11 protein-coding genes and 1 pseudogene are annotated in these 11,207 nt (G+C 62.4%); 8 read left to right on the top strand and 4 right to left on the bottom strand.

The annotated features are described in order from the left end of the window. Positions 1-130: 130 nt before the first annotated feature. Entirely contained in the window at positions 131-1,738 is a 1,608-nt protein-coding gene (locus tag VGL40_03180) for an ABC transporter substrate-binding protein (GenBank protein HEY3314271.1), read from the bottom strand. A gap of 366 nt (positions 1,739-2,104) precedes the next feature. Here VGL40_03180 and VGL40_03175 point away from each other — a divergent pair, with 366 nt between their 5' ends. Genes VGL40_03175 through VGL40_03155 form a run of 5 tightly spaced genes read left to right on the top strand, consistent with a single transcriptional unit; the run spans position 2,105 to position 5,505 of the window. Beyond that, on the top strand, positions 2,105-2,929 hold the full coding sequence (locus tag VGL40_03175; protein HEY3314270.1) for a hypothetical protein: 825 nt from the start codon (positions 2,105-2,107) through the stop codon (positions 2,927-2,929). Between the two features lie 12 nt (positions 2,930-2,941). After that, entirely contained in the window at positions 2,942-3,391 is a 450-nt protein-coding gene (locus VGL40_03170; GenBank protein HEY3314269.1) for a hypothetical protein, read from the top strand. Further along, on the top strand, positions 3,391-3,645 hold the full coding sequence (locus tag VGL40_03165) for a hypothetical protein (protein HEY3314268.1): 255 nt from the start codon (positions 3,391-3,393) through the stop codon (positions 3,643-3,645). The genes VGL40_03170 and VGL40_03165 overlap by 1 nt, the downstream gene beginning before the upstream one ends. Further along, on the top strand, positions 3,599-3,802 hold the full coding sequence (locus tag VGL40_03160; GenBank protein HEY3314267.1) for a hypothetical protein: 204 nt from the start codon (positions 3,599-3,601) through the stop codon (positions 3,800-3,802). Before VGL40_03165 ends, VGL40_03160 begins: the two co-directional genes overlap by 47 nt. Before the next feature lie 11 nt (positions 3,803-3,813). Continuing rightward, a complete protein-coding gene (locus VGL40_03155; protein ID HEY3314266.1) occupies positions 3,814-5,505 on the top strand; it encodes an ATP-binding protein in 1,692 nt (563 codons plus the stop codon). 93 nt (positions 5,506-5,598) lie between these two features. Here the strand turns inward: VGL40_03155 and VGL40_03150 are convergent, their stop codons facing one another. Both VGL40_03150 and VGL40_03145 read right to left on the bottom strand, forming a co-directional pair. Then, positions 5,599-6,450, bottom strand: a complete 852-nt coding sequence (locus VGL40_03150) for a DUF4830 domain-containing protein (GenBank protein HEY3314265.1) — start codon at positions 6,448-6,450, stop codon at positions 5,599-5,601. Positions 6,451-6,653: 203 nt separating this feature from the next. After that, positions 6,654-7,421, bottom strand: a complete 768-nt coding sequence (locus VGL40_03145; GenBank protein ID HEY3314264.1) for an amidase domain-containing protein — start codon at positions 7,419-7,421, stop codon at positions 6,654-6,656. Positions 7,422-9,061: 1,640 nt separating this feature from the next. Here VGL40_03145 and VGL40_03140 point away from each other — a divergent pair. The 3 genes and pseudogenes from VGL40_03140 (at position 9,062) to VGL40_03130 (ending at position 10,297) form a co-directional block, all read left to right on the top strand. After that, positions 9,062-9,286 (top strand): annotated as a pseudogene (locus tag VGL40_03140) (PadR family transcriptional regulator). A gap of 428 nt (positions 9,287-9,714) precedes the next feature. Next, positions 9,715-9,960, top strand: coding sequence for a CopG family transcriptional regulator (locus VGL40_03135; GenBank protein ID HEY3314263.1), 246 nt, complete (start codon positions 9,715-9,717; stop codon positions 9,958-9,960). After that, entirely contained in the window at positions 9,950-10,297 is a 348-nt protein-coding gene (locus VGL40_03130; GenBank protein ID HEY3314262.1) for a type II toxin-antitoxin system PemK/MazF family toxin, read from the top strand. The genes VGL40_03135 and VGL40_03130 overlap by 11 nt, the downstream gene beginning before the upstream one ends. Positions 10,298-10,412: 115 nt before the next feature. Here the strand turns inward: VGL40_03130 and VGL40_03125 are convergent. Then, a partial coding sequence (locus tag VGL40_03125) for an aminotransferase class I/II-fold pyridoxal phosphate-dependent enzyme (GenBank protein ID HEY3314261.1) occupies positions 10,413-11,207 on the bottom strand: 795 nt, incomplete at its 5' end.

Genomic DNA, 11,207 nt, shown 5'->3' with positions numbered 1-11,207 from the left:
GTAAGTCCACATGGAGGATAGCGCCCCCGTTCAGGATAGGGCTCTTCAGGACCTCGACTCCGGCCGGCCCGCCAAAAGGGGATGTGGCCTAGACCACATCCCCTTCGGTTCGGTCCGGTTCAAAACCGGCCTATTTCGGCTTCTGAGCTTTGTAGCCGGCCTCGCGGAGGAGCTTGACGGCCAGGTCGAGGTCGTAGGAGTAGGCCTTGACGTCCTTGGCGAAGCCGAAGAACCCGGGCGGCATGACCGAGTTCGACCGGGTCGCCGTGCCCTTGTAGAGCATCTTGACGATGGCCTCGACGTTGACCGCGCGGCTGATGGCCTCGCGGACCTTGGCGTTGTCGAAGGGCGGCCGGTTGGTCCGGAAAGCGCAGTAGCTAACGTTCATGCCGGCGCCGGTGAGGAAGGTGACGTTCTTGTCGGCCTTCAGGCGCTCGACGTCGGCCGGGGCGATGCCGTCGACCATGTCGACGTTGCCGGCCAGGACTTCGTTGGCCCGGACGGTGTTGTCGTCGGTCACCTTGATGATGACCTCATCGAGCTTCGGGGCGCCGCCCCAGTAATTGGGGTTCTTCTTGAGGTAGATGGTCTTCGTGCCGTGATCCCACTTGGTGAGGATGAAGGGGCCGGTACCGACGGCGTACTTGACCCCCCAGTCGGCCCCGTACTTCTTGACCGCGGTCGGACTGACGATCGGGGCCGACAGGCCCATCGCCAGGTTGGCCAGGAACGGGGTGTAGGGCTGGGTCAGGGTCACCTTGACCGTGAGGTCGTCGACCTTTTCCACCGATTTCACCAGACCGAAGGTGAAGCTGGCGTAGGCCATGTTCTCGGTGGCCTTGCCGGGGAGCTGGCGGTCGATGCTGAAGACGACGGCGTCGGCGTTGAATGGCGTGCCGTCATGGAATTTGACGCCCTTCCGGAGGTGAAGGGTGTAGGTCAGGCCGTCCTTGGAGACCTCGTAGGACTCGGCCAGACCGGGGATGAGTTCGGTCGATCCCGCCTTGTACTTGAACAGGCCGTCGTAGATCTGGATGATGGGCTTGAACGACTCGCCGTCGTCCGGGATGGCCGGGTCCAGAGAAACGGCATCGGCGCCGCGGGAATAGACGAATACCTTCTTCCCGTTCTTGGCCGGCTTGTCGACAGCGTTCAGGTCGATCCAGCCGGTCGGGTGAAGCTTGAAGCCGGTGACGTCGGATCGGGTGGCGACCATGTCGTTTGAGTGACTCAGGAACAGCCATGGGGCGTCCTTGGCCAGGATCTCCTGGGCCTTGACGTACTTGTCGAGACGGGCCGCCGGGTCGGTCAGGACCTGGGCCTCCTCGACCAGCTTATCGAAGTCGGGGCTCTTGTAGTTGGCCTCGTTCATGTTGGCCTTGTCGCTGATCTGCTTGGAATCGAGGAGCATGTATAGGAAGTTGTCGGGGTCCCCGTTATCGCCGATCCAGCCGAAGAAGACCATGTCCCCTTCGCCCTTGTTCTGGACGGCGTCCTTGTATTCTTTCCAGGGCAACTTGGTGATCTCGACCTTGACCCCGATCTTGCTGAGATCGGCGGCCACAGCTTCGGCCAACTGGTCGGCCACGGCGTTGTATGGACGGGGGTTGGTATAGCCATACATCTTGATGGTCAGTTCCTTCTTGCCCGTGTTGGCGCAGCCGCCGAGGACCGCGGTCCCGAGGAAGGTCACCACGACCAGCCAGAGGATAAGCTTCCAGCGCTTGAGGTTCCGCAAGACTGTCAACCTCCTCACCGATTGGGGTTCATCCCCGTAGCGAACGGGACTCATGAGTCCGGCTTCCGGACCAGGCTCGCTCCTCCGACCACCTCCATCGCGGCGACCGATCTGGGCCGCCGCCGGGAGCGAATTGTCGCTAGGTATAGGCTGCTTGTTTGAATAGCATTTCGGTGACAGTTCAGAAAAATCCTCCTATGGTGGGGGTCGCCTGGAAACTCGAGGCCCCCGCCGTTCGTAATAACCGTCACGGGGTCGAAGGTCGCCGGCTTGAGCCCGGCGGCCGTGGGGCATATAATTCAGGCAGGAGCCGTTTTGAAGCCCGAGCCCGGGGCGAGCCGGCCCAAGGAGGGGGTGCGCCACCCGATGTATGTCCTGCTGATCGTCGTCCTCGTGCCCATCGCCCTGGCCATCAATCACCTGCTGACCAGCTACCGGTACACGAGGAAGGGCAAGGCCCTCTTGCTCCTCGTCTGGGCCGTGAGCTACCTGGCCGGGGTCGCCTTCGTCCGGTTCCACTTCCCGGACATCGAGCCGGTTTACATCTATCTCCTCGGACTGGCCCTGTCCCTGCCGATCTTCGCCGCCCTGGGCCTCGCCGCCGTAAGCTACCTGCGCCATCGGATACTCGGCGGCTATGACCGCGAGATCGTCCGTCTGAAGCGGGAACGCGAGCACATCCGCTCGGGGCTGGCTTTGGTCGAGCAAAGGCTGGCCCTGACCGCCTCCAGACAGCGGGCCATCGAGGGGAGACACCGGGAGAGGCTGGCCGAGCAGAACATCCTTCAACAACTGCTCGACGAGTGGCAGCAGGCCGGCGGAGTGGCCAGGCTCCGGGTGGTCAAGGTCCAGGAGTGGCGGCAGGAGATGGCCGGTTTGTCCCATCAGGGTCGGCTCGCGCGGCGCGAGGGTATCCAAACGGAGATCGACCGGCTGGGGCGGGCGGGGGAGGGTGGGTCGGCCGATCGTCAGGACCAGTTGCGGGCCCAGCTCAAGGTGGTCGACCTGGGCCTCCTGGAACCGGACCTGGCCGCTCCCAACGAGGAGTTGGCCGAGATGGAGAAGGCGGCCGCCGATCTGCATCGGCAGAAGGGCGAGTATGAAGCCAGGCTCAACGAGGTCGGCCGGGAGGCCGAGGAATGGCATTCCCGGCGGACGGAGTTCTTGTCCAAGCAAATCACCCTGGGCTAGGGAGGAGAAGGCTTGAGCCATATCGCTTCATACAAGACCAAGATAAAGGTCAAGCCCGGGTCCCCGGAGAGCCCGACCAGCCAGAACGACCCGACCTGGAAGATGCTCCGGGCGGCCATTGAAGCGACCGCCGAGGACCTCGGGGGGACGGTCGGAGACAGCGTCCTGGACTATTACAGCCACCGCCGATACTGCGACTTCGCCGTGTCCACCCCGGAGTTTCGAAGAGGGGTGGGCGTCCGAGTCTCCCGGACCACCGGCGAGGTTCGTTTTCTCTTCGATTCCTATGGAGACAACCAGGGGGCGGCCAAGGCCATCGGGGACCAGATCACCCAGAACTACACGGCCCTGGCCGTGGCCAGGGCCCTCAGGGAACTGAACTACGATGTTCAGGTGGGCCCGGGGGACGAGGCCGAGGCCAAGGGCAGTCGTCGCGACGTCCTTGTCCGGGGGGTGCTGTGATGCCGAAGAAGATCGAAGTGGTCATCAACCCGGAGGGGAAGCTCGAGACCAACTTCATCGGTTTTGCCGGCGAGGAGTGCTTCGACGAGGCCGAGCGGCTCCGCGGGGTACTCAAGGCTCTGGGCCTGCTGATTGACCCGATCGAGGTGGTCCGGAAGGACCCGGGGCTGATCGCCCGGGAGACCGGAGAGCGGGAGGAAGAAGAGGATGAGAAAAAGGCCCGGAGCGGCCGCGGAGACCGTCCCGCCCGCTGAGGTCGGGCGGCCCAGGAGCATCCTCGAGGTCCGGGTCTTCCCCGGGCACATCGAGATCGGTGAGTACTACAGCGAGGGACAGGCCGAGGCGCTGGCCCAGGCCCTCAAGGCCTACGGGGTCCGGACCGAGCGCAAGTTCTCCTCCCGTTGCGGATAGGTGGTGGCCAGATGGCGATGACGATGGGCGGCCTCGACACCGGATGGATCGAGGATGGGATGCTCAAGCGCAAGAGCATGTACTCCCCGATCATCTGCTACGAGACGACCGACCCGAAACGACTTTACCAGCTCAAGGAGTTCCTGCTCAGCCGGCCGGAGACGAAAGGGGCCGACTACGTTCTTGTCTATGACCAGTGGGAGGGCCTCAGCAAGCTGGCGACGGTGAGTGGGGGCGCCGGTGGCTTCGCCGTCGAGCCCTACCGCCGCCAGACCGGCTCTTCGGCCCTGGCCCAAAAGCTCGGGGAAGACGCGGCCGCCCTGGTCGCCTTCAGGGCCGTCCTCAAAGAAGTCGATGGCCTCTTGAAGAAGTGGCGGACCATCTTCATCGTCCAGAACATCTCCGACAACCGCGAGTCTGAGACCGGTTTCCAGAGCGCCCTGCGGGCCTGGGCGATTGACCCGGCGATCATCAACAAGGGCTCGATGGTCATCGTCATGACCTCCGACGCCAATCGAATCCTCGACGACTTCACCAAGGAACTGGTGGTGATCATCTCCGTCGATGCCTCCTCGGGGGCTGAGCGGGAGCACATCATCGCCCGCGACGCTCGCGAACTGGAGTTGCCCCTGACCGAGCCACAGGTGCTCGAGGTGAGCCTGGCCACCGCCGGGCTCAACCTCCACCAGTTGGAGAGCCTCCTCCTCGAGTCCTATCACCGGACCCGCCGCTTCGACCTGCCCACGGTCAAGCAGCTCAAGTCGGAGTTGGTCAAGCGCTCGGGCGTGCTGGAGGTCAGGGACCCCCAGACCGGCTTCGACGACATCGGCGGGTACCAGGTGATCAAGGACTTCATCGCCAAGTACATCATCAACGTCCTCAAGGAGCCGGACCGGGCGGCGCGCTTCGGCTTGCCCCTGCCCAAGGGCATCCTTTTCTTTGGCCCCCCGGGCACGGGCAAGAGCCTCTTCGCCAACGCCCTGGCCCGCGAGATCAACCTGCCCTTCATCAACTTGGTCACCGAGAACATCTACTCAAAGTGGCTCGGGGAGTCCGGACAGAACCTGAGGAACGCCATCCGCCTGGCCGAGAAGATGTCGCCGGCGATCGTCTTCGTCGACGAGATCGACCGCTTCGGCAAGCGCGGCGAAGCCACGTCGGACTCGGCCGGAGAAGAGACGAAGCGGGTCTTCTCGCAGTTCCTGGAGTGGCTCGGGAAGCCCGATCGGGAGGCCATCATCGTCGGTACGACCAACGTCCCTGAGCACCTCGACGAGGCCTTCACCCGCACCGGCCGCTTCGATTACAAGATCCCCTTTCTCTACCCGGGGGATCAGGCCCGGCTGGACATCCTTCTGGTCCACCTGGGGATGAAGGCCGGGGCCAAGAAGACCAAGGTTCCCCTGGCCATCGCCGAGGGGGCATTGGTCGCCTTCCTGAAAAGCGAGGTCGTCCCCTTGACCAAGGAGTTCTCCGGAGCCGAGCTGGAAGAGCTGGTCACCCGGGCCAAGCGGGTGGCCTTCGACCGGGGCGGCCGGTTCATCGAGACAGGCGACTTCATCGCCGCCGCCAAGAGCTTCCGGGTCGACCGGGAGCGGCGACGGGAGACCATCGAGGACTGCCTTGAGCAGGCCCGGCGGTTTACCGACGACCAGACCTTCCTGGACTCCCTGGAGAAGGAGATGGGGGTCGCCGTAGACTGACGTTATCCGGCCCATAACCCGCCCGGCCCTGATAATAGGGGAGCTCACCCGTTCAAGGGGTGAGCTCTCTTGGTCTTCGAGAGGCGGACGGCCCTATGGGTCATCAATACCCCAAGAGGAGTCCGCCGTTTCCATCACCAGGGTCATAGTGATTTCGTGAGGTCCGTTCGGCACAGGCATTTGGACTCGCCAGGTCACGTCCAGAAGGACTTCATAGCGTCTCGTCTCCGCCGGCTTTCCCGCGGCAAGGCGCTCAAGCGCAGGCCGGTATGCCTCGCCTTCGGCGGGGGCAATGCTCTTGACGGAGGCGGAAGCAATTGTTTCCTCCAAGGATGTAGCGTGCGGGACGGTGGTGTACAAGGCCGAGGTTGCATCACGCTGCAGCAATTCCTCAAGAGCGTTCCTTGCCGTCAGTCTGGCCACGGCTTGCTCCACATCGGCTCGTGTCAACGCGGCGAAGTAGCCCCGGATTGTTTCCTCAGGCGTTTCCTGCGACCGTGAGGGTGCACCCGCTAGGCCGTTGGCCAGGAGCCACTCTCCCCAGTCGAGCCCGGTGATGTCAGTCAGGTTCCTTCCTTTCAGCGAAGGTCCAAGCAGAATGCCTTCCAGCTCCAACCATGCCCCGACCACGTGGTGGTCTTTGACCAGAATGATCGCCAAGTTCTTCCGTTGCCCCTGCACCCATTCTGGCCAGGGCCTCTGCGCGAGGGGGACGACGAAAGCCACGACTTCCTTACCGCGGTAGGCCTCCAGGCCCAGACCCACATCCTTAGAAAGGGTGTCAGCGACCGACCAGTACAGTCCAATAGGAAGCGGACCTTGGCCAACGGTCCAATCCGCGGGGATATCAACCGGAAGCTTTGCGATCGGGCCAGAGTCTTCGGCCGCCTCCGCAGTCCACCCCATCGTCTTTAGGTATTTGGTGACCATGGTCTCATCGGTCATCGTGCGGTTGCACCCTAAGACGGCGAAGATTACGAGGATCGAAGAGATGGTCGTGGTCCAGTGCGGTAATCGCCTGGACCTACGGTGGACACCCGAGCCGATGGTCCTAATGCTGGGAGCGAGAGAGAACGGGTTGATTGACAACTGCCTCCTGCTGGTTCGATTGACTCTTGACCAGGTGGAGGTCAGGTCAAGAATCCGAATTAAGGCCACAGGAAGGACTGAATCCATCTGTACTCCAGACCAGGCGGGGGCGTAGGGTATAGGTCACTGAAAAGGTGGTTGTTCCGGTTTCTCGAGTGAGCCGAGACGTGTATCTCCGAATAATCCGTGTAGCCGTTCGGAATGATGTTGTCTATCTGGGTGACCAGATAGACATGTTCCCCATCAGGCGTGCTGATTTTCATGACATCCCCCACCATCGTCTGTGCTAACTGACCTGCCGACCCGTGAACTCCGATCTTGTTGTAGAGTTGGTTGTCCAGAATCATGCTGTAGAAGGTGGGAGCAGTAGCCCAAGAGCCGGTAGCGTTGCTCCTGTCTGCCCACCAAGCGGTGGCGCCTGGGATATTATTTACCATTGGCAAACTGCGGTCTGCACTGGTGCCTCCAAAACCCCACCATACAGCTTGCGAAACGAAGTTCTGACAATCGGTTGTGGCATAGGCGAGGAAGTTTGCAGTGTTGTAGTTGGCACTTGAAAACGTTCCCGAATCATCCGTCCAGGTTTTGCCATACCACGAAGCCTTGTTTCTGTCATAGTAGACCACGGTGGATTGAATCCCGACCTCGCCCGGCTGCAGCAAGATGCTCCGAGGTTGGTTCATTTCGCCTTCCAGGGTTCTGAGGGTTTCGGGCAAGCTGGCCAACAGCTTGTCAAAATCGGTTCCCTTGGGCCAGGCCCATTGGTATTCGTCTTCGTAGGAATCATTCAGAATCCTCCAAAACCCGTCTTCCTTTGTGAGGCTCATGGTGTGCAACTCCTGCCAGGTTTCCTGGTCTGGCCGACTAGGGTTATCGTAATGAAGGATTGCCGTAGGGTGCAACGTGACTGTGGCATTAGCCGGTCCGATCTCAATGGACTCAAAGGTCGGGGTGTAGTCATAAGCGCTCACCTCGACGGAATAGTGCTTATCCCCGAACAGGGCGTGACGCAATCTGCCCCATTCGAACTGCCAAGTCTCTCTGCCGGCGGGTAGGCTGAAAAGGAACTCGAATCCAAGCGGTCTACCTTGGACTCGACTCTCAAGTTTCAACCTGAAGAAACAGTTAACAGCGTCCGTAACCTTATCCTTATCGGAGAGAGATGGGTTCCGTTGGGTGGCGTTGTAGTCGCTGCGGATCGCCGACTCATAGTCATTCGCGCCGCGAGCGCGGGAGCCGCCGCCGTCAAGATCAGAAGCACTGTAAGCACCAATACGGTCGTCCTTTTCATCTTGACATCCTCCTTCTTGCACCAGAAAATGCGGGCCGGTTCATAGTTCGAGGCCTGAAGGACGGGCAGGGAGCGTGGGACAGACCTGATGGTAGAGCACTCATCCCTCCTTTGAGACCTGCAGTCTCTGAGTGCGCGTATCATCGGACTACCAACGTAAAAGGGGAGACTGGTCCGTTTGGCCGTCTCCCTTGCTTCAGAACATAGTTCATTGTGATTCACTATGACTAGAATACCAATCTGTCTGCCCTCGGTGGAACTGGACTGGTCATGTCGCTTCTGGGCGAGCCGGCCAACGCCGTCGTCACTGCACCGGCGCCTGGGCTCGATCCGGTAGTCTACGGGCGGCTAGGACGACGGATTGGCTTCCGCGGGCGAGAAGACTGCGGTCAGCGGCCGGCGGTTAGAAGCGGCCCCCTTGCAGGAGGTTGCCAGTTTCTTCCTCGAAATGGAATTTCTACAACGGGCGCTGTCTTCCTCTACGCTATCGGCAGAAATAAAGGACAGTTCTCGACATGATTCTCGTCACGACGAGGTGGTAGCTCGACGAAGATGGTAAGCGTGCCGGGAGGGCCTGGCCATCGGGCACGGTGGCCGGCGAATAGGTGTGACCCAAGGAAGCTGGACGCAAGAAGTTTGCCAGTTACGGCGCCTCGGCTTCGTCTTGGCCGTCTGCTCGCGGCCGCCCCGACAACCTAGATGGCGTCCGACCTCACCCGCCTCGAGCGGGAGCTGTTGGCCCCGACCCGGGCGGGAGGTCAGGCCGTCGTCGACCGGGTGACGAAGGCACCCGGTGTGCCGAACCCCTGATGGGCAAGACGCTCGGCTGCGACTGGCGGGCCGGGGGCCCTTCGTTTAACGGTAAACGACCGCCGTCAAGGAAATTCACCAATGAACCAAAGGAGCGGTTGCCTGCTGGATTGGTGAGCGCTCGCCGCTGACGGCCCCCCTTCGCCGTCGTCGAAGAGGGCCACATCTCGCGGCCCCAGACCGAGGTCATCATCGTCAGGAGCTGACCCAGAGCTCACGCCGGCGGTGGTACCGGCAGACCCAATCAGCGCTTGGCCGACCCGCGGGGGCTTGACTGTATATACTAGTATCTATCTACTAGTATGCAAGGGCGGGCCCTTTTCGTGTCCCCCGTCCAAAGGCGACAAGGCCTTGAGGTGTGATCCCATGTCGATCAAGTACGCCATCCTGGGCCTCCTGGCCAGGAAGCCGGCCCATGGCTATGAGCTCAAGAAGAGCTTCGAGGGCATCGCCGGGCCACACTGGGCCCTCAACGTCGGGCAGGTCTATACCACCCTCAGCCGTCTCGAGGCGGAGGGCCTGGTCGAGCCCGAGGAGGGACCGAGGGCCGGGACGCGCGATCGGCAGACCTACTGCGTCACCCCCGAGGGCCTCGACGCTCTGGGCGAGTGGGTCCGCGAGCCGGTCGGCCGGACCCCGCCGGTCCGCGACGAGCTTCAGGTCAAGCTCCTTTTCGCCGACCGGCGCCGGCCGCAGCTGATCCTCGGCCTTGTCGACGAGCAGAGGCGGGTCTACCGGCACCGGCTCGAGCAGGCCAGGGCCAGAGCTGGAGGGGGAGGCGGAAGGCGAGGCCTACCCGTCGGCCCGCCTCGACCGGGCCGTGCGCCTGTCTCTGGCCGAGGCCGCCGCGGTCCGGGCTGAGGCTGACCTGCGCTGGCTGGACCTGTGTGAGAAACGGCTGCGGGCGGTCAAGTCGGGCATTTGATGTCACTCTCTGCACGAACGGTCACGGCAGGAAGGCGATTACCTTGACGATATGGCGCTGAGTATGGTACGCTCTATGGCAAGAGGTGCTGCCAATGGCCAAGGCGATAAAGATTACGATAACTCTTACCGATGACCTCATCGCCATCCTCGACGGCCTCAAGAAGCGTGAGAAGACCACGAGAAGCGGGGCTATTGCGAGTCTTCTCAGGCGGGCTAGACAGCGGCAGGTCGAAGCTGATATGGCGGAAGGATATCTGGCCATGACTGACAAAAGCCGCGAAAACGCAGAATCAACCCTGCCGGCTCAGGCGGAGGTGGCCCTGCGTCATGACCCTTGAAACACGACGTGGCGAGATCTGGTTGGTCGATTGGAACCCCAGCCGCGGCAGCGAGCAGGCGGGAGTCCGTCCCGCGCTGGTGGTGCAGAATGATATCGGCAACCGGTGCAGCACAACTACCATCGTAGCTGCCGTCTCAACGCGAAAAGGAAAAGCTTACCCCTTTCAGGTTCCGATGGAGCCCCCCGAGGGCGGGCTGTCGGCGGAGAGCATCATCAAGCTCGATCAGGTGATGACGGTTGCCACCGAGCGGCTTGTCCGGAAGCTCGGATCGGTGGGTCGGACCACGATGGCCCGAGTGGACGAGGCCTTGAGGTGGAGCCTCAGCCTCGGATAAGGGGAGCGACCCCGGGGGTCATCATAGGCCGACGAGAACGCCAGGGCGGCATGACCGCCCTGGCGTCGTCGTCTTCTTCGGCCGGATGTTTTGGTCTGGCTCGGCCCCTTCATCCCTACCTGATGATCCCCATCTCCCGCCCGACCCTGGCGAAGATGGCCAGGGCCTCGTCCAGGTCCTGACGGGTGTGGGTGGCCGTGACGATGGTCCGCACGCGCGACTTCTCGTGGGCCACCGTCGGGTAGCCGATGCCCTGGGCGAAGACGCCTTCCTCGAAGAGGCGGTCGCTGAACTTCATGGCCCTGGCCCCTTCACCGATGATCACCGGGGTGATCGGGGTCTCGCTGATGCCGGTGTTGAAGCCCAGGTCGTTCAGGCCCTTCTTGAAGTACCGGGCGTTGTCCCAGAGGCGCTCGATCAGTTGCGGCTCGTTCTCGAGGACGTCGACGGCGGCGATGCAGGCGGCGGCGACCCCCGGCGGGTGTGAGGTCGAGAAGAGGAAGGGCCGACCGCGCTGGATCAGCCAATTGATGAGGTTCTGACTGCCGGCGACATAGCCGCCGAGGACCCCGACGGCCTTGGACAAGGTCCCGACCTGGACGTCGACCTGACCGTGCAGCCCGAAGTGGTCGACGCTGCCGCGGCCGTTCCGGCCAAGGACCCCGCTGGAGTGGGCGTCGTCGACGTAGGAGATGGCCCCGAACTCCTGGCAGAGCTTGACGATGCCCGGCAACTCGCCGATGTCGCCGTCCATTGAGAAGACCCCGTCGGTGAGCACCAGCAGCCGGCCATATTTGGGCTTGCACTCCTCGAGGACCTTCCTCAACCCGCCCATGTCCTTGTGGGGGAAGACCTTGATATCGGCCCGGGAGAGCCGGCAACCATCGATGATGCTGGCGTGGTTGAGCTC

This window comes from Bacillota bacterium, from assembly GCA_036504675.1.
Lineage (GTDB): Bacteria > Bacillota > Sulfobacillia > JAJYWN01 > JAJZPE01 > DASXUT01.
The sequence above is the reverse complement of the archived record's forward strand: the minus strand, read 5'-3'. Positions and strand labels throughout refer to the sequence as shown.